Below are 20,665 nucleotides of genomic sequence, written 5' to 3' on the forward strand. Positions count from 1 at the left end.
CAGCTCAGGAGTCCCCATGTCGAACCAACAAAACTGCATCTTACTGGGTGTTCCGCTGGACAGTGGCAAGCGCCGTCGCGGCTGCTTGATGGGGCCAGACGCCTACCGCACAGCGGGGCTGGAAGGCGCCCTGCGCGACCTTGGTCACAGCGTTATCGACCGCGGCAATGTTGCGCCCGCGCCTTTCCACGCGCAAGAGCATGAGAAGCTGCACGCGCTGGAAGAGACCATTGCATGGACCGAAAGCCTTGCCGCCGCCGCCGATGCGGCGATGGACGATGGGCTGCCGATCTTTATGGGCGGCGACCACGCGCTGGCGCTTGGCACCGTGCTGGGCGCCATGCGCCACGCCGAAAAGGCAGGCCGCCCGCTTTTTGTGCTTTGGCTTGATGCGCATACGGATTTCCACACGCCCCAGACCAGCGACAGCGGCAACCTGCACGGCACGCCCTTGGGCTATGTCACTGGGCGCGAGGGGTTCGACGGCTTTCCAAAGATCGACACGCCCCTGCCCCACGACAATATTGCAATGATCGGTCTGCGCTCTGTAGATGCCCTTGAACGCGCGGCGCTGCAGGAAACCACCGTCACCTACGTCGACATGCGCGAGATTGACGAGAGCGGCATCGCCAAGCCGTTGCAGCGGTTCTTGGATAAGGTCGAAGCGGCGGGCGGCATGCTGCATGTCTCGCTGGATGTCGATTTCCTCGACCCCTCGGTCGCCCCTGCCGTGGGCACGACTGTGCCGGGCGGTGCCACCGTGCGCGAGGGCCATCTGGTAATGGAGATGCTGTCGGACAGCGGTCTGATGACCTCGCTCGATCTGGTCGAGTTGAACCCCTTCCTTGATGAACGGGGCCGCACCGCGCAACTGATGGTGGACCTCACCGCCTCGGCTTTTGGCCGCCGCGTGTTTGACCGCCCAACGCGCGCTTATTGATCATGCAGGCACAGGCACCGCGGGCGGTTGTCATGATCCGCCCACATCATTTCCGCTCCAACCCTGAGACACAGGCCGACAATGCCTTTCAACGCGCCAGCGTTGGCGATGTTGCCGAGGCTGCAAGGGCCGAGTTTGACCACGTCGTCACCGCGCTGCGCGGCGTCGGCATCACCGTGCATGATTTCGACGACACCGGCACCGAGACGCCCGACAGTGTGTTTCCGAACAATTGGTTCTCAACCCATGCCGGCGGGCATGTGGCGGTCTATCCGATGTATGCCGCGAACCGCCGCCGCGAGCGCCGGTGGGATGTGATCGACCTGCTCAAGACCCGTTACAGGGTGCAGGACGTGATCGACTATTCTGGCCTTGAGCATGACGATCTGGCGCTCGAAGGCACCGGAGCGATGGTGCTCGATCACATCGGGCGCGTGGCCTATGTGGCGCGCTCGCACCGCGCCGATCCAATTCTGTTGGAGCGGTTCTGCACCAACTTCAACTTTGAGCCGATTGCCTTTGATGCCCATGATGCCCAAGGCCGTCCGGTCTATCATACCAATGTTTTGATGGCCGTTGGCACCAAGGTAGCACTGGTCGGGCTTGATCTGATCAGCGATTCCAAGCGCCGTAAAATGGTCCGAGACAGGCTCGCTGAAACCGGACGGGATGTGATCGCACTGACCGCGCATCAAATCGACGAGTTTGCCGGAAATGCCATTGAGCTGGACGGTAACGACGGGCTGATCATGGCCATTTCTGCCCGCGCGCTGGCCGCTCTTGACCCCGATCAGGTGGCAAGGATCGAGACCCACGCCCGCATCCTGCCCCTGACCATTCCCACAATCGAGACCGCTGGCGGGTCTGTCCGGTGTATGATCGCCGGCCTGCACCTTGCCCGCCGCAATTAGAAAGACTTGAACATGACCAACCTCAAACCCTCCGACAAAGCGCTGGTGCCCTTCGTTTCCGTCGACAAGATGATGAAGCTGATCCACCATATCGGCGTCGAAGACATGCTGCGTGGGCTGGCCGAGTATATCGAGGCCGACTTCAAACGCTGGGAGCTGTTCGACAAGACCCCCCGCGTGGCGAGCCATTCTGAGAAAGGCGTGATCGAATTGATGCCCACCTCGGATGGTGATGTCTACGGGTTCAAATACGTCAACGGCCACCCCGACAACACCAAAGACGGGTTCCAGACCGTGACCGCCTTTGGCTTGCTGGCGAACGTCGACAATGGCTATCCGGTCCTGCTGACCGAGATGACGATCCTCACGGCATTGCGCACGGCGGCGACTTCGGCTGTGGTGGCGCGTTTGCTGGCCCCCAAGGGCGCACATGTGATGGCAATGATCGGCAATGGCGCACAGTCCGAATTTCAGAGCCTTGCGATGAAGGCGATCTGCGGCGTGGACGAGGTCCGGCTTTATGACATCGACCGCGCGGCGACCGCGAAATGTGCGCGCAATCTGGCGGGCTCCGGTATCAAAGTGGTGGAATGCGACACCGCTGAGGACGCGATCCTTGGCGCGCAGATCATCACCACCTGCACGGCGGACAAGCAATATGCCACGATCTTGACCGACAATATGGTCGGCTCCGGCGTGCATATTAACGCCATCGGCGGCGATTGCCCGGGCAAGACAGAACTGGCCCCAGCGATCCTGCACCGCTCTGATATCTTTGTGGAGTTCCCCGAACAGACGCGAATTGAAGGCGAAATTCAGCAGTTGGAAGCAGATCACGAGGTCACCGAGATCTGGCAAGTTCTGACCGGTCAGGCCGAAGGCCGCCGGACTGCGGAGCAGATCACGCTCTTCGACTCTGTAGGCTTCGCCATCGAGGATTTCTCAGCCCTGCGCTATGTCCGCAACCAGATTGCCGAGACGGGGCTGTTCCAGCCGCTTGATCTGCTGGCCGATCCCGATGATCCGCGTGATCTTTTCGGAATGCTACAACGGGCAGGCTAAACCCCTTGGGCCACCGGCTAAGGTCGGTGGCCTCTACCCTTTGGTGACATCATGGGCGTAGAGCCAATCAAACGCGCCCAGCATCACGCCGGGGGCGAGTTTGGAGGCGATGCGCAACCCGCTATGAGCCGCGAAACGGATCGGCCCCGGTCGCAGGTGATAGCGTGCGGCGTTACCCTCTGACGTTTTGACAATGCGCCGGGCGCGGTCGATGCGGGCGGCTTGATAGGCGGCAAGGGCCGCATCGCGTGGCAGGCGGCTAAGGTGATCGGCCAAGACCCATGCATCCTCCAACGCCATATTCGCGCCCTGCGCCAAAAACGGCAGCGTCGGATGCGCCGCATCGCCAATCAGCGCCACGCCCTCTGCGTGCCACTCACTGGCGACCGGATGATAATGCAGCCCCCAAAGGGTCGCCTCGCGCACGGCTTGCATCATCTGCGCGGCTTCGCCGCCAAAACTGGCGAAGGCCCGGCGCAGGTTGGCGGGATCATCGCTGTGATGCCAGCCTTCGGCGGCCCAATCGGGGCGTTCTTCTACGGCGACAAGGTTAATCATGCGCCCCTCGCGCAGCGGATAGCTGACCAAATGCCGCCCCGGCCCCATGGTAACCCGTGCCTCCGGCCCATGATTGATGTCATTGGGGATCAGCGCACGCCAGGCGACTTGGCCTGAAAACCTAGCCTGATCCGCTCCGTTCAACTGCACCCGCCCGACAGAATGGATGCCATCAGCGGCCACCACAAGCTCGGCCCGCCGCCGCCCGCCACGCGCCATCTGGACCTGAGGCAATGCGCCGGGATGGATAGAGGCGACCTGTGCACCAGTCTCGAAACTTACATTTTCGCGCCGCGCAGCCTCGCGCAGCAGATCTATCAGATCGGCACGGTGGAGGAAGTAATAGCGCTGATCATCAGCCAAGCGCATCAAATCAAGCCGCGCGACCTGCGTGCCCTTAGCATAATCGCACAGGCGCACCGCCTGACCCCGTACCGCGCCGCGGGCTTTTAAACCACGCTCCAACCCAAGCGCGCGCAATACGGCAAGGCCATTGGGGCTGATCTGTAGCCCGGCACCGATTTCGGAAAATCTCTCGGCCTGCTCCAGCAGGGTTACGGCCACGCCCTTGCGTGCCAACGCGGTGGCCAGCGCCAGCCCACCGATCCCACCACCGACGACAATCGCATTGGAAGGTTTCATGCCAGCCTCAGACCGCGCTTAAATTATACCTAAATCACAAACGCCGAAGCGTGAGCCTCGGCGTTTGTGGTGTTCTAAATGGCTTCAGTCGTCACGGTGGACTTTTTCGCGCCGCTCGTGACGCTCTTGCGCCTCAAGCGTCATGGTTGCGATAGGCCGTGCATCCAACCGTTTAAGCGAGATCGGATCACCGGTTTTCATGCAGTACCCAAATTCACCTTCATCAATCCGGCGCAGCGCCGCATCGATCTTGCCAACCAGTTTACGCGCCCGGTCACGGGTGCGCAGTTCCAGCGCGCGATCGGTCTCTTCCGACGCACGGTCGGTCACATCCGGAATGTTCCGCGTGCCGTCTTGCAATGCTTCGATGGTGTCACGGCTACCTGCCAACAGTTCCGATTTCCAATTGATCAGCTTGCGACGAAAGTACTCAAGCTGACGGTCATTCATGAATGGCTCGTCCTCAGCCGGACTGTAATCGTCCGGCAGGAAAACTTCCTGCTTCATCTCTTTTTCCCCGGCGGTTTTCAATTCAGACATTAAAAAGGCCTGTCTCCCGACATCTTCCCTGCCGCAGCGTCTATCTGAGCGGGTAACAATTGTCACTACACAATCCCTTTGATTTTTGGTTAAAGGCCAAGGATCAAGCGCCCGTGACACGAGGTTGAAAACAAGATGAAATTTCAAGGCACCAAAGACTACGTCGCCACCGACGACCTGAAAGTCGCCGTGAATGCGGCGGTTACCTTGGAGCGTCCGCTTCTGGTGAAAGGCGAGCCGGGCACCGGCAAAACCGAATTGGCACGGCAGGTCAGCGACGCCTTGGGCCTGCGGATGATCGAGTGGAACATCAAGTCGACCACACGCGCGCAGCAGGGGCTTTACGAATACGACGCCGTGAACCGGCTGCGCGACAGCCAATTGGGGGATGAGCGGGTGCATGACGTCAAGAACTACATCCGCAAGGGCAAGCTCTGGCAGGCGTTCGACGCCGATGAAAAGGTCGTGCTGCTGATCGACGAGATCGACAAGGCCGATATCGAATTCCCCAACGATCTGTTGCAAGAACTCGATAAGATGGAATTCTTTGTCTATGAGACGGGCGAGACGATCCGCGCGCGCCAACGGCCCATTGTCATCATCACCTCCAACAACGAAAAAGAACTGCCCGACGCTTTCCTGCGCCGCTGTTTCTTTCACTACATCCGTTTCCCTGAAATGGAGACCCTGAAGCAGATCGTCGAAGTGCACCATCCGGGCATCAAGCAGCAGTTGCTGACCACGGCGCTGACGCAATTCTACGAAATCCGCGAGCAGCAGGGGCTGAAAAAGAAACCTTCGACATCCGAGGTGCTGGATTGGCTAAAGCTGCTGCTGGCCGAGGATATGGATGCCGAGGATCTCGCCAAGGATGGCCCCAACGCCCTGCCCAAACTGCATGGGGCGCTGCTGAAGAACGAGCAGGACGTGCATCTGTTTGAGCGGCTGGCTTTCATGGCGCGGCGCCAGCGGTAGGGCGGCAACACCTCGACGACTTTAGGTCAAAAGCGGGTATTTTCCTCGCTTTTGATTTTTTGCCTGCCTAGGCTTGCTTCAATCACGGGCGCCAAGACCCGGATAGAGCGACAGATGAGGCAGGCAAATGCAGGGACAAACAGCGGCAACGCCGTGCGCATTCTTTTGTAGATCACGCCGGAGTTGGCATCTTGAAAGCCCAAGCGCATGAAGCGCGGGGTGAAGGCACGGTTGCTCCTGCCGCTGATGATGCTGTTGAACGCCTGCGTGCCCGCCTCGCATTCCGAGGTGGCAACCCGCGCGGTCATCGCCGACAGCACCCTGCCCCCGATGAAGCAGTTCACCCAAGCCCGCCCCGCTCAGCCGCATGTGTCGAATGCCGCGCTGGCAGAGGATTTCCTCGACCTGTCCTTCCGGATGGAAAGTGGCCGCGCCCTGCCCGTTCTGACCCGTTTCGAGGGACCGATCACCCTGCGCGTGCTGGGCCAGCCGCCCGCCACGCTGGGGCCGGACCTTGCGCGACTGCTGGCCCGCCTGCGCCGCGAGGCCGGGATCGAACTGCGTGAGGTCACGGGCGGAGAGGCCAGCGTCACCATTCAAGCGGTGCAGCGCGCCCAAATCCGGCGGCTCTTGCCGCAGGCGGCCTGTTTCGTGGTGCCAAACGTCAGCACGCTTGAGGAATACCGCCGCACGCGGCGCTCGCCCGCCACCGATTGGACCCGCCTGACCGAGCGGCGCAAGCTAGCGATCTTCCTCCCCAATGACGTGAGCCCGCAGGAAAGCCGCGATTGCCTGCATGAGGAACTGGCCCAAGCGCTTGGGCCGCTGAACGATCTCTACCGGCTGCCGGATTCGGTCTTTAACGACGACAATGTGCATACGGTGCTGACCGGTTTCGACATGCTGGTGCTGCGCATCTATTATGACCCTGCGCTGCGTTCGGGCATGGACCGCGAGGAAGTAGCCGCCCGTCTGCCGGGCATTCTGGCCCGGGTGAACCCCGCAGGCGGCACCGTAGCCCCCCGCCCCGCCCGCGCCACGCCGCAGGTCTGGAGCCGCGCGATCCAAACGGCCCTTGGCCGTGACGTCAGCCGCAACGCCCGACTGAATGCCGCCCGCGACGCGCTGCGCATCGCCCAGACCCAAGGCTGGCAAGACAATCGCCACGCCTTTTCGCATTACGCCATGGGCCGCGTCACGCAGATGACCGACCCGGCCGCCGCGCAGACACATTACCAGATGGCAGACGCCCTCTATGCCCGCACCCCCGGCACCACGCTCCATCGCGCCTATGTCGGCACCCAGCGGGCGGGCTATGCGGTGACCATCGGCGATGGTGCCGGCGCACTTGCCCTGATTGAGCCGCATCTACCCATCGCCGAGGCGAGCGAAAACGCAGCACTTCTAGCCACGCTCATGCTGCTCAAGGCCGAAGCGCTGGAGATCGAAGGCCGCGGCATAGAGGCGCGCCGCGTCAGGCTGGACAGCATCGGCTGGGCGCGATACGGCTTTGGCCCTGACTGGGCCGTGCGGGCCAAGCTGCGTGAAATCGCAAGCCTGAACCCGCACAATGGATAGGCCCGCAAAATAGACGGGCAATAGGTTATGATAGCACTCGGATTGGCACTGATTGGCGCGATAATCGGCGGGCTGACCGCACGCAAACGTGGCGGCAATCGCAAGGACATCGCGCAATATGCCGCAGGCTACGGCTTTGCCTTCCTGATCGTCGGCATGATCGCCACGGTTCTTCTGGACCGCGCGCTGAGCCTCTGATGTTTCTGCCATTCTTCGATCAACTCCGCCGCCACGGTGTCCCGGTCTCGCTGCGCGAGTTTCTGGCCTTTCTGGAGGGGATGAAGGCAGGGCTGGCCACCTATGACGTGGAGGCGTTTTACTATCTCGCCCGCGTGTCGATGGTCAAAGACGAGCGCAACATCGACAAGTTCGACCGCGCCTTTGCAGCGGCCTTTAAGGGGCTGGAGAATATTAGCCTTGATGATGTTCTTGAGGCCGTGGACCTGCCCGAAGACTGGCTGCGCAAGATGGCCGAAAAGCACTTGAGCGAAGAAGAAAAAGCCGAGATCGAAGCCGCAGGCGGGTTCGACAAGCTGATGGAGACGCTCAAAAAGCGGCTCGAAGAGCAAAAAGGCCGGCATCAGGGCGGATCGAAATGGGTCGGCACGGCGGGCACTTCACCTTTCGGCGCTTATGGCTACAACCCCGAAGGCGTGCGCATCGGTCAGAAGGAAAGCCGTCACCAGCGCGCGGTCAAGGTTTGGGACAAGCGCGAGTTCCGCAATCTGGATGACAACGTCGAAATCGGCACACGCAACATCAAGCTCGCGCTGAAGCGCTTGCGCCGTTGGGCACGCGACGGGGAGGCGGAAGAGTTCGACCTCAACGGCACCATCCGCGCCACGGCAGAGCATGGCTATCTCGATGTGAAAACGCGGCCAGAGCGGCGCAATGCGGTCAAGGTGCTGCTGTTTCTCGACATCGGCGGTTCAATGGATCCGCATGTGAAGGTCGTTGAAGAGTTGTTCAGCGCCGCGCGTGGCGAGTTCAAACATCTTGAGCATTTCTATTTCCACAACTGCCTCTACGAGGGCGTCTGGCGCGACAACCGCCGCCGCTGGGACGCGCAGATCCCCACCCATGAGGTGCTGCGCAGCTATGGCTCTGATTACAAATGCATCTTTGTCGGTGACGCCTCAATGTCGCCCTATGAAATCGCCTACCCCGGCGGCGCGAATGAGCATTGGAACGCGGAGTCGGGTGCCACATGGCTCGCGCGTGCGCGGGATCAATGGCCAAACCATCTGTGGATCAACCCGGTGCCGGAACGGCAGTGGGGCTACACCCAGTCGATCGCGATGATCCAAGAGATTTTCGGCCCCGAGTCCATGGTGCCGATGACCCTTGAAGGCTTGAGCCGGGGCATCAAGGCGATGACCCGCTGAGTGAGACTGTACCTTGAAACTTTGCCGCGCCGCGTCAGTTGAGGTGACGAACGCAAGCACAGTGAAAGGACATTCCAATGGCTTCGATCGTAAAATCCGGCAATGCAAAATGGGAAGGCTCGCTCAAAGAGGGCAAGGGCCATGTCTCTACCGAGAGCGGCGTGCTGTCTGACCAGCCTTACGGTTTCAACACGCGCTTTGAAGGCAAAGAAGGCACCAACCCCGAAGAGCTGATCGGCGCGGCCCATGCGTCTTGTTTCTCCATGGCGTTGTCGATGATCCTTGGTGAAAGCGATCTAACGCCTGACAGTATCGAGACCAAGGCAGAGGTGCATCTGGAAGAGAAAGACGGTGGTTTCCACGTGCCCAAAGTGCACCTGACGGTCGAGGCAAAAATTCCCGGCGCGAGCCAAGAGGACTTTGAGAAGGCCGCCAAGACCGCCAAGGAAAACTGCCCGATCTCCAAGCTTCTGACCGCCGAGATCACGATGGACGCAAAACTCGTCTGATCGCATGACATGAAACCGGGGGCGCGGCCTTGTGCCGCTTGCCCCCGGCCCTCGGCCTGCCCATATTGCGGGCATGATCCGCTTTCTCCCCATTCTGCTTGCCATCCTTTACGCGCTGGCCATGTATCGTTTCTCCGCTTGGCGCACGGCGCGCGAGTTGGACGCGAAATCGACCCCCTTGGTGGACCCCAAACTCAACGACATGAGCGCCAAGATGGCCAAGGCGTTGGACCTGCCGCGCATCAAGGTGCATCTTTATGAGATCGAACCGGTCAACGGGCTGGCAGCTCCCGATGGGCGCATTTTCATCACCCGCGGGTTTTACAACAAGTTCCGACAAGGCGCTGTAACGGCTGAGGAATTGGCGAGCGTCATCGCGCATGAGTTGGGTCATGTGGCGCTTGGCCATTCGCGGCGGCGGATGATCGATTTCTCGGGTCAAAACGCCCTGCGCACGGCGCTGGCGATGGTGCTGAGGCGGATCATTCCCGGGATCGGTGTGCTGATCGCAAACGGGCTGACCAGCCTGCTGGCTGCCCGCCTCTCACGCAACGATGAATACGAGGCCGATGCCTATGCCGCCGCCCTGCTGACCAAAGCGGGCATCGGCATCGGCCCACAGATTTCCCTGTTCGAGAAGTTGGACGCGCTGAGCCAGAACGGCGCTGGACGCCCGCCCGCTTGGCTGTTGAGCCACCCCAAGACCGAGGAACGAGTCGCCGCGTTGCGCAAGCTGCAACTGCGGTGGGAGGGCTAGGCCAGAGCCTTTGCCAGCCGCGGCAGCCGTGCCTTTTTCAGCAGAGCGCGCATCTCCCATTGCTCGCCTGACAGCCGCCGCGCCTCTTGCAAAACGGCGTCGGCCACGGGGGCGACCAATTCCGGTGTTGCCTGCCAAATCCCATACAGATAGCTGTCGGGATCGGCCCGGCTTAACCCCTCTTCCGCGAGGATTTGGCGCGGAAAGTCTTTGGCATTGAGCGTGAGGATCATGTCAGCACTGCTGGCTACGGCGACGGCAAGCACATGGATATCATTCGCATCCGGCAACCACAGCCGCGCCTGCAGGCCGGGGGAGGCCGCGCGTTCGGCCCCCGGCCAGTTGCCGCGCAGCAGTGCGATCTCGGCCCGCGCTTGCGCTTCGCCCGCGGGGCCAAGCTTGATCGCCGCGCGGGCCCATTCCTCCAAGATACGCGCCGACCAAATCGGCTCGAACGCGCCCGTCCGGGCCACGCCCAACACCATTTCGCGCATCACCGTGGGGTAAAGCACGCAGGTGTCGATCAGCACACGCGGACGGTTTTGCATTATAGGCGGAAGAACAGCGACTTGAGATATCCGCTTTCCGCCAACTGCGGCAGTTGCGGGTGGTCGGCCCCGGCGAAACCGGTGTGCAGCAGCATGGCGCGACGCCCGGCCCGGCCAATGCCGCGCACGGAGGCGGTGCGGAATTGGGCAAGGTCAGCGGCATGGGAACAGGAACAAAGCCCCAAAATACCATTCTCTGCCACCAGTTGCGCCGAGAGGCGCGCCACGCGCTCATAGGCGCGCAAGCCTGCCTCGACCGCTTGGCGCGAGGGGGCAAAGGCGGGCGGGTCGCAGATCACCACGTCAAAGGTCTCGCCCTCATCGCGCAGGGCGGTCAGCACGTCAAATGCATCGCCTTGGCGGGTCGCGAAACGGTCTTGCATGTTCATCGCGGCGGCCCCGGCTTCGGCCAGCTCCAACGCAGGCGCAGACCCGTCAACGGCCAGCGCCGATGACGCGCCGTTTGCGAGGGCCGCGAGGGAGAAGCCGCCGACATGGGCAAAGACATCAAGCACCCGTGCCCCATTGCGCGCCAGATTGGCGGCAAAGGCATGGTTCGGGCGTTGGTCATAGAACAGGCCGGTTTTCTGGCCGCCGGTGAGGTCGGCCATATAGGTGGCCCCGTTCATCGGTACGGGCAGCGGGCCTTCGGGCGTGGTCCCGGCGACCGTGACCGAGGCATCGTCCAACCCTTCGAGCTTGCGCGTGCGGCCAGAGGCGTTCTTCAGCACATTGGTCACACCGGTCACTGATTGCAGGGCGGCCACGAGCGGCTCAAGCAGCGCGTCGGCCCAAGCGGCGTTGGGCTGGATCACGCAGGTGTCGCCAAAGCGGTCGATGATGACGCCGGGCAGACCATCTGCCTCGGCATGGATCAGGCGGTAGTAAGGCTGATCGTAAAGCTGGCCGCGGAGGGCAAGGGCGCGGGTGATGCGGGTCTCAAACCACGCTTGGTCGATCTCAGTTTCCGGGTTTTGGTCTAGCATCCGGGCGATGATCTTGGAGTTCGGATTGACCGCGACCAGCCCCATGGGCGTGCGGTTTTCGTCCTCAAGCCGCGCCAGCGTGCCGGGGGCAAGGCCCCGCGTGCGGCGGTCAGTGACCAATTCATTGGCATAGACCCAAGGAAAGCCATGGCGGATGGCACGGGCGTTGGCCTTGGGCAAAAGGCGCACCACGGGAAGCGTGGCGGGCTGCGGGGCGGAGGGGGTTTGGGGCGTTGTCATAGCGCCCTCGTACTGGGTTCGTGCCGTTTGGGAAAGAGGTTTTACATCACCCAACCAGCGATCAATTGCGCGCCCTACCCCGCCAGCCGCCCCGGCGCCGCGGCGTGGTAAGGGTTGCCTGCCCCTCAGACAACACCTGCGTCATCGGGTGGTCCGCGGCTGCCCCGCCGTATTGGTCCAGCAAGCGCGCAATGGCCGCCCCGCTGTCGCGCCCTTCCGGTAGGCTTAACGCCCAATCAAGAAAGACACTGCGACACTCAGTGGGGCCGATCCCCTCCATCCGGTAGGATTCGCGGATCAATCCTTTAGGGTCGTCGGGATTAACGTCAGTCATGCCCCCTCCTGTGCTGGCTCCGGCAACGCGGCCGCGATAATATCGCCTGCGGTGGCATAGTCGGCCTGCACTTTAGCCTCCAAAGCGGAAAGATCATCGCAGTCAAGCACTCGGCAAAGGAAACTTGTTCCCGCCTGCCCCAACGCGGCAGCGTCCAAAGGTTTGGCCGACAGCAGGCGTTTTGCACAGATCAGGGTCCATGCGTTGGTATAAGCGCCTGAAAGCGCAGCCTCGGCATCTGCATTGATCACCCCTGCCGCACGCGCCGCGGCCAGTCCTGCGTCAATCTCGCGTGCCCCAGTGCCGCCGATCAGCGCGCCCGCTTGGGCGAAAAGCTCTATGTCTTGCAACCGCCCCGCGCCGGTTTTGGCATCAAGTGGCCCAGTCGGACTGCGCGCGGCGGCGATGCGCAAGCGCATCTTGCCCACTTCGCCCAGCACATTGTCGCGCGGCGCTGCGCGGCCCAGTATCTCTTGGCGCAAGGCTTCCACATCCCGGCCCAGATCGTCGGGGCCCGCGATTACCCTTGCCCGGGTCAGCGCCAGATGCTCCCACACCCATGCCTGTTCTTTTTGATAGCTCTCAAAGCTGGCGAGGCTGGTCGCCACGGGCCCCTGATTGCCCGAAGGCCGCAGCCGCATGTCGATGTCATAAAGCTTGCCTTGTGCCATCGGGGCCGTCATCGCGGTAATCATCGCCTGCGTCAGCCGTGCATAATAGGTGCGCGTGGCAAGGGGCCTGCGCCCGTCGGATGTATCCACCCCATCGGCATCATAGATCACCAGCATGTCGAGGTCAGAGGTCGGCGTCAGCCGCCCCGCCCCAAGCGAGCCCATGCCAAGGATCACCGCCCCACGCCCGGGTGGCGGGCCGTGGCGGGTGGCGAATTGATCGACAACCACGGGCCAAAGCGCCTGCAAAACGGCTTGGGCAAGCTCGGCATATTGGCGGCTGGCGGTGGCCGCGTCGATTAGCCCGCGCAGCAGATGTACGCCGATCCGAAAATGCCACTCCCGCGCCCAACGGCGGGTACCGTCGAGGCGCAACTCATAATCGGCCTCTTGCGCGAGATGCTCTTGGAGCATCTTGGTCAGCGGCTCCTGTCCCGGCCACTCGGAGAAGAAATCCCCCCCGATCACCGCATCGAACACACCCGAATTGCGCGACAGATGGGCGGCCAGTGCAGGCGATGTGGCAACAATATCGACCAGCAGATCCCCCAGCTGCGGATTGGCCCTCAAAAGCGAGAACAATTGCACCCCCGCAGGCAAGCCGGATAGAAACCCGTCGAAGGCAAAAAGCCCCTCATCTGGCTTTGCCGATCGTGCCAGCCGATCAAGCAGCAGTGGCTTCAGCCGCCCAAAAATATCGGCCCCCCGTTCTGAACGCAATGCCGGGTAGCTGGGCCAACGGTCCAGCACCGAAGTGTCGAATTGATGTGCCAGACTGGCAGTTTGGGGCTCTTCGCGGGTGGCTGCAAAGAAGCTCTCGATCAGATCGTGCACCCCCTGCAAGCGGCGGTGCAGGTCTGCCTCCAACGCGTGCGTGTCCATATCCATCATACACGCGAGACGTTCAAAATCCGCTTTGCTCCGCGGCAGCGTGTGGGTTTGGGCGTCTTGCACAATTTGCAACCGATGCTCTACCGTGCGGTGCGCGCGGTAGTGATCACTGAGTGTCTCGGCGACCTCTTGCGGCACCCAGTTCTTTTCGGCCAGCACCTTGAGCCCGGCCAACGTGCCACGCGCGCGCAGTTCAGGGTCGCGTCCCCCGGCGATCAATTGTCGGGTCTGGGTAAAGAACTCAATCTCGCGGATGCCACCCCGGCCCAGTTTCATGTCATGCCCCGGCAGGGTAATGGGGCCGCCCAGACCCTTGTGCTCGCGGATCGCCAGCCGCATGTCATGGGCGTCTTGGATGGCGGCGAAATCAAGATGGCGGCGCCAGACAAAGGGCCGTAGCGATTGCAGGAATGTCTTGCCCGCCGCCGTGTCGCCCACGGCGGGCCGCGCCTTGATGTAGGCGGCGCGTTCCCATGTGCGACCAAGGCTTTCATAGTAACGCTCTGCCGCCTCCATCGCGATGCAAACGGGAGTGACGGCAGGATCGGGACGCAGGCGCAGATCGGTCCGAAAAACATACCCTTGGGCGGTGATATCGCTCAGCGTGCCCGACATGGCCCGCGTCGCTTTGACAAAAGCGCTGCGGGCCGCGTGAAAATCATCGGGCTCAAAACGGCTCTCGTCAAAGAGGCAGATAAGATCGATGTCGGAGGAATAGTTCAATTCCCGCGCGCCCATCTTGCCCATCGCGAAAACGACCATCCCCGCGCAATCGGCCAGATCGTCCATCGTCATGCCGGGCAGCTTGCCGCGTTTGATCTGGGCGGCAAGCCCCGCCCTCAGCGCAGCGCCACAGGCGGCATCGGCGTAATCGGTCAGCGCACCAGTCACCTCCTCTAGCGACCATGCCCCGCCAAGATCGGCCAGCCCGGTCAGAAGCGCCATGCGCCGCTTGCCCTGACGCAGCCCATCAGCCAGACGGTCTGGCGCAAATTCCGCCGCCGCATCGCGGTTGGCCGCAAGCGCGGCTTCGGGGTTATCGACGGCCTGCGTAAGCCAATCGGCCTCCTTTTCTAAAAGCGCCATGAGATAAGGCGCGGTAGAGGCAGCGGCCGAAACCATATCGCGAAGGTCGGGTACAAGATCAGGCAACAGCGCAGCGGCATCCTGCGCGCGTTCGCGGTGGTAGATGCGGGGGGAACGGGTGATCCGGGCGGCAAGGGATTGGTCTGTCATCTGTCCAGCTTTGCGGGCTGATCTGCACGGCGTCAATGGCTGCCGTGGATGGGGGTTGCGGCAGGGCGCGGGGTTGGTAGGACTTTGACCCGTGCCCCAACCAAGGCCCCAACCATCAAGAGGCAAAAGATGGAGCAAGAGTTTGAAACGGGTGCGCGCAACATTAGAAGCCGCCGGGATCACGCCAGATATCCGCGAAACTGCCTTGGCGCGCACGGCGCAAGATGCGGCAACCGCATTGGGTTGCGCGGTGGATCAGATCGCCAAGTCCATCGTTCTGCGCGGAGAGGACAGCGGCAAGGCATTGCTCTTTGTCACCGCCGGTGCGCAGCAGATCGATCTGGCCCGCGCCTCGGCCTTGGCCTTGGCCGGAGAGGCGTTGGGCAAGGCCGAGGCGGCCCTGATCCGTGCGCAGACAGGCTTTGCCATCGGCGGTGTCGCCCCCGTGGGCCATATCACCCCACCCCGCGCGTGGTTTGACCGCAGCCTATTGAAATTCCCGCTGGTTTGGGCCGCCGCAGGCACACCGCATCATGTTTTCAGCCTCGATCCGCAAAAAATGGCGGAACTTTCAGATGCCCAAGTATCTGACTTTGTTGCGATATCCTGACCAATGTAAAAAACATTCACATACCCCCTTGCGAAACGGGCCGGGCGTGCCGATCTATTCAATGTGAAAGACATTCACATTAGCTAAAACGCCCGGGCCGGCGACAGGCCCGTCACGAACCGAAAGGCTCTACAATGACGACAGTGACCACCGACCCGATCTATGGCAGCCGCGGCAACTGGATTGCCCGTGCCGAAAGCTGGATGGACGCCCGCGGCAAAGGCGCATGGATCGCCGCCATGGTGCTTGGCTTCATCTTCTTCTGGCCTGTTGGCCTCGCCCTTCTTGCCTATATGACTTGGAGCAAACGTATGTTCTCTTCGAAATCCTGCAGCCGCAAATCCAGCCGTTCGATGATGTCACGCAGCACTGGCAACAGCGCCTTTGACGCCTATAAGGCCGACACGCTGCGCCGTTTGGAAGAGGAACAGGGCAATTTCGAAGCCTTCCTTGAGCGGCTGCGCGAAGCCAAAGACAAGGCGGAGTTTGACCAGTTCATGAACGACCGCGCCAAGCAAGACGACACGGCAACCGGCGCCTGATCCGGCCCCTGACCATCGTCCCCTCACCCCAGCCTTCCGGCTCCGCGCCGGGAGGCCCTTTGCAGGACATGACATGACCCAGACCCCTGACCCCGATCTGCACCCGCAATTCTACGACGGGATCGCTGGTAAGCGCCTGTTGGCTTGGATCATCGATGTGATAATTATCGTCGGCTTTTGCTTGCTGCTTGTGCCGTTCACCGCCTTCACTACGCTGTTCTTCTTTCCCTTTTTGGTGCTGGTGGTTGGCTTTGCTTATCGTGTGGCCACCCTGACCAGCGGCTCGGCGACATGGGGGATGCGGCTGATGGCGATGGAACTGCGCGACCGCCGCGACCAGCCCTTTGACTTCATCACCGCATTGCTGCATACGATCGGCTATTCGCTGTCGATGACGGTGACGATCATCCAGGTCGTCTCGGCGGTTTTGATCTGTACCACCGCACGCCGTCAAAGCCTTACGGATATGGCGCTTGGCACCGCGCCGGTGAACCGTCGCCTCAGCCGCTAGGCGCTCACGCAAATTTGCCCTTGGCGCAGCGGGGGGTGGTTGATAGCATCCCCCGATCAATGCTGGAAACCCATGCGACATACACTGCCTTTGACACCGCAATTCTATGTCACAGCGCCGCAACCCTGCCCCTATCTAGAGGGCCGGATGGAGCGCAAGCTGTTCACCGCCCTTCAGGGCGACAATGCCGCGCGCCTAAATGACAGCCTGTCGAGCCAAGGGTTCCGCCGCTCTCAGAACGTGCTTTATCGCCCCTCCTGCGCCGATTGCGCCGCCTGCCTCTCGGCGCGGATTGATGTGGCGGCCTTTCGACCCAGCAAAAGCCAGCGCCGCATTCTGAACCGCAACGCGGGGCTTGAGCGTCGCGCAACCTCTCCTTGGGCGACGGAGGAGCAATATGACCTCTTCCGGAGCTACCTTGACAGCCGCCACGCAGATGGAGGCATGGCGGATATGGACGTTTTCGAGTTCGCCGCGATGATCGAAGAAACACCGATCCGCAGCCGGGTGATTGAATACACCGATCCCGAAGCGGATGATGCACTCGTCGGTGTTTGCCTGACCGATGTGCTCAATGACGGGGTGAGTATGGTCTATTCCTTTTACACTCCAGATCGCCCGCGCAACGGATTGGGCAATTACATTATCCTTGATCATATCGAGATCGCCCGCGCTGCTGGCCTGCCCTATGTCTACCTTGGCTATTGGGTGCCGGGCAGCCAAAAGATGGGGTATAAGGCCAAGTTTTCCGGGCTTGAGGTTTATTTGGGCGGCGATTGGCAAAAGCTGCGCAATCCTGAGCAGTTTGTGCCCGACCAGCACCCGCTGAGCAATGATCCGATTGCTGAACAGGTCGCCAATATTACCCTGCCGGATGTCGGTCCACGCTAAGTCAGCATAGTTTTTGCTTTTTTGATTATGTCACGGTGCCCCCGCGAGCGCCGAGTCGCGATCGACTGCTACCTATTCGCCGGCCCAATTTCGCCCAATCTCGAGATAAAGATACGCGATCGCGCAAGATTCTTTCCGAAAATGTCTCGAGATAAGCCGCAGAAGAAACAAAACTCCAAATGAGACCCGTGTCGGGGCAAGTTTTTCGCCTTTTCGCTGTTGACGCCCCTCGGCAGCCCTCCTAATCTCACGCCAAGCTAAGAGGACCCAGAGATGATAAACCTAGTCATTATTGTAGGACAGACGCGCATGGGCCGGTAACGGTTAACCATACTACTTCCCATGCGCCCCCGTCAGACCGGGGGTTTTTTTATGCCAAACGCCAACAACCTGCCTTACGGAGCACCTAAGATGAAACGCCAAATGACCGGAGCGAAAATGATCGTCCAAGCCCTGATTGACCAGGGTGTGGACACCGTCTTTGGATATCCCGGTGGTGCGGTGCTACCGATCTACGACGAAGTCTTTCAGCAAAACTCGATCAAACACGTGCTGGTGCGCCACGAGCAGGGAGCGGTCCATGCCGCCGAAGGCTATGCCCGTTCGACCGGCAAACCCGGCGTGGTGCTGGTGACCTCCGGCCCCGGTGCCACCAACGCGGTCACCGGCCTGACGGATGCATTGCTCGACTCGATCCCGCTGGTTGTGCTGACCGGTCAGGTCCCGACCTTCATGATCGGCTCGGATGCCTTTCAGGAGGCCGATACCGTGGGCATCACCCGCCCCTGCACCAAGCACAACTGGCTGGTGAAAGAGACCGACAATCTGGGTGCCACCCTGCACGAGGCTTTTCACGTCGCCACCCATGGTCGCCCCGGCCCGGTGCTGATCGACATTCCGAAAGACGTGCAATTCGCGACCGGCAGCTACGAGTCCCCCAAACCCTCAACCTCGCGCTATCAGCCGCAGGTCAAAGGCAATATGGAAGAGATCACAGAACTGGTCGCCGCGATGGAGACTGCCAAGCGCCCGATCTTCTACACTGGTGGCGGGGTCATCAACTCCGGCCCGGCGGCAAGCCAGCTTTTGCGCGAATTGGTGGATGCGACGGGTTTCCCGGTCACGTCGACGTTGATGGGCCTCGGCGCATACCCGGCGTCGGGTGACAAATGGCTGGGCATGTTGGGGATGCACGGGCTGTATGAAGCTAATATGGCGATGCATGACTGCGATCTGATGATCAACATCGGCGCGCGGTTCGACGACCGGATCACCGGCGTCATCGACAGTTTCAGCCCCAAATCCACCAAGGCGCATATCGACATCGACCCCTCGTCGATCAACAAGGTGATCCGCATCGACATTCCAATTGTCGGTGACGTGGGCCATGTGCTCGAAGACCTGCTGAAGGTCTGGAAGTCGCGCGGCCGCAAGACCAATAGCGAGGGGCTCGCCAAATGGTGGTCCAAGATCGAAGAATGGCGCGCGAAGGATTGTCTGAAGTTCACCCAATCCGGCAAGGTGATTAAACCCCAACACGCGCTGACGCGGCTCGAAGCACTGACCAAGGACCACGACCGCTATATCACCACCGAAGTGGGCCAGCACCAAATGTGGGCGGCGCAATACCTCGGTTTTGAAGAGCCGAACCGCTGGATGACGTCAGGCGGTCTGGGAACCATGGGCTATGGCTTCCCCGCCTCTATCGGTGTGCAGATGGCGCATCCGGAAAGCCTTGTGATTAACGTGGCGGGCGAAGCGTCTTGGCTGATGAACATGCAAGAGATGGGCACGGCGATGCAATTCGGCCTGCCGGTCAAACAGTTCATCCTCAACAATGAGCGCCTTGGCATGGTCCGCCAGTGGCAAGAACTGCTGCACGGCGAGCGCTATTCGCAAAGCTGGTCCGAAGCCCTGCCCGATTTCGTCAAACTGGCCGAAGCCTTTGGGGCCAAAGGGATCATTTGTTCGGACCCCGATGACCTTGATGACGCGATCATGGAGATGATCAACTACGACGGGCCGGTGATCTTTGACTGTCTGGTCGAGAAGCATGAAAACTGCTTCCCGATGATCCCCTCAGGCAAAGCGCATAACGAGATGCTGCTGCCGGGCGATCATGAGACCCAAGGTGTGATCGATGCAAAAGGCTCAGTGCTGGTGTGACCCGTTTTCTTTCAAAGAAAACGACCGGGAATTTTTGAAAAATTCCCGCGGCTAGATAGAAGGACAAAGACATGGCTGCCCTAAAAATCAAGAAAGGTGCGACCTCGCATTCCGCCTATAACCTACGGCCCAACTTCTCGGATGTGGTCGAAAAACACACGCTGGCGGTGCTGGTCGAGAACGAACCCGGCGCGCTGGCGCGGGTGATCGGCTTGTTCTCAGGCCGGGGCTATAACATCGACAGCCTCACCGTGGCAGAGGTCGATCACACCGGTCATCTGTCGCGCATCACCATCGTCACCAGCGGCACCCCGCAGGTGATCGAGCAGATCAAGGCGCAGGTCGGTCGGATCGTGCCAGTCCATGAGGTGCATGACCTCACCGTCGAAGGCCCAAGCGTGGAACGTGAACTGGCGATGTTCAAAGTTATCTGCAAAGGCGAACACCGGGTCGAGGCGCTGCGTCTGGCGGATATTTTTCGCGTTAACGTAGTCGATAGCACGCTCGAGAGCTTTGTGTTTGAGATCACCGGCGCGCCGGAGAAAATTGACGCCTTCGCCGAATTGATGCGCCCGTTGGGCCTTGCCGATGTGGCCCGCACTGGGGTTGCGGCCCTCGCACGGGGAGTCTGACCCACCCCTAATCTTAGGCTTTTAGTTGGGCAGCGCCGAGGCGGTGCTGTCCGGCCTTTGGTGCGAAGGGAATGATCTGTGCGGTCCTGCGCGGTGCCTTTGTGCCGTTCAGCGCCTCAGCCGCAAGGGAATTGCCGCGCAGCGCGTCAGGCAAATGTCCGCCCGCATTTTCTTGGACAAGTCGTGGGTTCCCGGCAATCCGTAGTTTGCGATGCACAGAAATATCGAACTGCACCATGTCGCCGGTATCAAATCCGGAACCACACCCAATCTGGACAATTGGTTCTTCGTAATACGCCAGATCGCCATGATCTTCACACCAAAAGACTGCCTTGCCAGCGCTGTTATCGCTCCACAGAACTACACCTATCATAGTACACCCCGCTTTCGATCAATGGCTTACAGTCTGCGACAATCGGGGGAGGTAAAACATAGGTTAAAATGCAACGTGCGCTTGCAATTTGTGACGGCTCCCTTAGGCTTCGCCTCAAATTCGCGTCACGTCTGACGCTAACCAGCATCAGACCCTTAACAACTTGCCTGCGACGGT

General features: G+C 61.0%; 22 protein-coding genes. 15 read left to right on the forward strand and 7 right to left on the reverse strand.

Annotation, left to right across the window (positions count from 1 at the left end):
- The first annotated feature begins 16 nt into the window (after positions 1-16).
- From rocF to BM229_RS04655, 3 genes are read left to right on the forward strand one after another with little or no spacing between them, the layout of a single operon-like run.
- Entirely contained in the window at positions 17-940 is a 924-nt protein-coding gene (gene rocF, locus BM229_RS04645; protein ID WP_093926482.1) for an arginase, read from the forward strand.
- On the forward strand, positions 940-1,851 hold the full coding sequence (gene ctlX, locus BM229_RS04650) for a citrulline utilization hydrolase CtlX (protein ID WP_093927217.1): 912 nt from the start codon (positions 940-942) through the stop codon (positions 1,849-1,851). The genes rocF and ctlX overlap by 1 nt, the downstream gene beginning before the upstream one ends.
- A 12-nt stretch (positions 1,852-1,863) precedes the next feature.
- Positions 1,864-2,913: an ornithine cyclodeaminase gene (locus BM229_RS04655; protein WP_093926483.1), complete on the forward strand. Its 1,050-nt coding sequence runs from the start codon at positions 1,864-1,866 to the stop codon at positions 2,911-2,913.
- 33 nt (positions 2,914-2,946) lie between these two features.
- Here the strand turns inward: BM229_RS04655 and BM229_RS04660 are convergent, their stop codons facing one another.
- On the reverse strand, positions 2,947-4,113 hold the full coding sequence (locus tag BM229_RS04660; protein ID WP_093926484.1) for an FAD-dependent monooxygenase: 1,167 nt from the start codon (positions 4,111-4,113) through the stop codon (positions 2,947-2,949).
- Between the two features lie 84 nt (positions 4,114-4,197).
- Entirely contained in the window at positions 4,198-4,620 is a 423-nt protein-coding gene (gene dksA, locus BM229_RS04665; protein WP_093927218.1) for an RNA polymerase-binding protein DksA, read from the reverse strand.
- 168 nt (positions 4,621-4,788) lie between these two features.
- On the opposite strand from dksA, the gene BM229_RS04670 reads away from it, so the two are divergent.
- From BM229_RS04670 to BM229_RS04700, 6 genes are all read left to right on the forward strand, one after another.
- A complete protein-coding gene (locus BM229_RS04670) occupies positions 4,789-5,628 on the forward strand; it encodes an AAA family ATPase (protein ID WP_093926485.1) in 840 nt (279 codons plus the stop codon).
- Between the two features lie 207 nt (positions 5,629-5,835).
- Entirely contained in the window at positions 5,836-7,206 is a 1,371-nt protein-coding gene (locus BM229_RS04680) for a DUF2927 domain-containing protein (RefSeq protein ID WP_093926487.1), read from the forward strand.
- A gap of 27 nt (positions 7,207-7,233) precedes the next feature.
- Positions 7,234-7,404: an apolipoprotein acyltransferase gene (locus tag BM229_RS04685; RefSeq protein WP_093926488.1), complete on the forward strand. Its 171-nt coding sequence runs from the start codon at positions 7,234-7,236 to the stop codon at positions 7,402-7,404.
- Complete coding sequence (locus BM229_RS04690; RefSeq protein WP_093926489.1) at positions 7,404-8,591, forward strand: vWA domain-containing protein; 1,188 nt, start codon at positions 7,404-7,406, stop codon at positions 8,589-8,591. Before BM229_RS04685 ends, BM229_RS04690 begins: the two co-directional genes overlap by 1 nt.
- Before the next feature lie 77 nt (positions 8,592-8,668).
- Positions 8,669-9,100: an OsmC family protein gene (locus BM229_RS04695; protein WP_093926490.1), complete on the forward strand. Its 432-nt coding sequence runs from the start codon at positions 8,669-8,671 to the stop codon at positions 9,098-9,100.
- Positions 9,101-9,173: 73 nt separating this feature from the next.
- Complete coding sequence (locus BM229_RS04700) at positions 9,174-9,857, forward strand: M48 family metalloprotease (protein ID WP_093927219.1); 684 nt, start codon at positions 9,174-9,176, stop codon at positions 9,855-9,857.
- Here the strand turns inward: BM229_RS04700 and BM229_RS04705 are convergent.
- From BM229_RS04705 to BM229_RS04720, 4 genes are all read right to left on the reverse strand, one after another.
- Positions 9,854-10,405 (reverse strand): RSP_2648 family PIN domain-containing protein, encoded by a 552-nt coding sequence (locus tag BM229_RS04705; RefSeq protein ID WP_093926491.1) that lies wholly within the window; start codon positions 10,403-10,405, stop codon positions 9,854-9,856. The two genes, BM229_RS04700 and BM229_RS04705, sit on opposite strands and share 4 nt — an antisense overlap.
- Entirely contained in the window at positions 10,405-11,631 is a 1,227-nt protein-coding gene (locus BM229_RS04710) for an RSP_2647 family RNA methyltransferase (RefSeq protein ID WP_093926492.1), read from the reverse strand. The genes BM229_RS04705 and BM229_RS04710 overlap by 1 nt, the downstream gene beginning before the upstream one ends.
- A gap of 61 nt (positions 11,632-11,692) precedes the next feature.
- Positions 11,693-11,965: a hypothetical protein gene (locus BM229_RS04715; protein ID WP_093926493.1), complete on the reverse strand. Its 273-nt coding sequence runs from the start codon at positions 11,963-11,965 to the stop codon at positions 11,693-11,695.
- Positions 11,962-14,763, reverse strand: a complete 2,802-nt coding sequence (locus tag BM229_RS04720; RefSeq protein ID WP_093926494.1) for a [protein-PII] uridylyltransferase family protein — start codon at positions 14,761-14,763, stop codon at positions 11,962-11,964. The genes BM229_RS04715 and BM229_RS04720 overlap by 4 nt, the downstream gene beginning before the upstream one ends.
- Before the next feature lie 142 nt (positions 14,764-14,905).
- On the opposite strand from BM229_RS04720, the gene BM229_RS04725 reads away from it, so the two are divergent.
- The 6 genes from BM229_RS04725 to ilvN all read left to right on the forward strand — a co-directional run bounded on the left by BM229_RS04725 (position 14,906) and on the right by ilvN (position 20,115).
- Positions 14,906-15,373 carry a YbaK/EbsC family protein gene (locus BM229_RS04725; RefSeq protein WP_093926495.1) on the forward strand — a complete coding sequence of 156 codons (468 nt, stop codon included), beginning with the start codon at positions 14,906-14,908 and terminating at the stop codon, positions 15,371-15,373.
- Positions 15,374-15,507: 134 nt separating this feature from the next.
- Entirely contained in the window at positions 15,508-15,915 is a 408-nt protein-coding gene (locus BM229_RS04730; RefSeq protein WP_093926496.1) for a DUF2852 domain-containing protein, read from the forward strand.
- Between the two features lie 73 nt (positions 15,916-15,988).
- A complete protein-coding gene (locus BM229_RS04735) occupies positions 15,989-16,426 on the forward strand; it encodes an RDD family protein (protein WP_093926497.1) in 438 nt (145 codons plus the stop codon).
- A 72-nt stretch (positions 16,427-16,498) separates the two neighbouring features.
- Positions 16,499-17,317, forward strand: coding sequence for an arginyltransferase (locus BM229_RS04740; RefSeq protein ID WP_093926498.1), 819 nt, complete (start codon positions 16,499-16,501; stop codon positions 17,315-17,317).
- A 411-nt stretch (positions 17,318-17,728) separates the two neighbouring features.
- Entirely contained in the window at positions 17,729-19,483 is a 1,755-nt protein-coding gene (locus BM229_RS04745) for an acetolactate synthase 3 large subunit (protein WP_093926499.1), read from the forward strand.
- A 71-nt stretch (positions 19,484-19,554) separates the two neighbouring features.
- Positions 19,555-20,115: an acetolactate synthase small subunit gene (gene ilvN / locus BM229_RS04750; RefSeq protein WP_093926500.1), complete on the forward strand. Its 561-nt coding sequence runs from the start codon at positions 19,555-19,557 to the stop codon at positions 20,113-20,115.
- 13 nt (positions 20,116-20,128) lie between these two features.
- Here ilvN and BM229_RS04755 read toward each other — a convergent pair whose 3' ends face one another.
- Positions 20,129-20,488: a hypothetical protein gene (locus BM229_RS04755; protein WP_093926501.1), complete on the reverse strand. Its 360-nt coding sequence runs from the start codon at positions 20,486-20,488 to the stop codon at positions 20,129-20,131.
- Between the last annotated feature and the right edge of the window lie 177 nt (positions 20,489-20,665).

Source organism: Sulfitobacter dubius (genome assembly GCF_900113435.1).
Taxonomy (GTDB): domain Bacteria; phylum Pseudomonadota; class Alphaproteobacteria; order Rhodobacterales; family Rhodobacteraceae; genus Sulfitobacter; species Sulfitobacter dubius.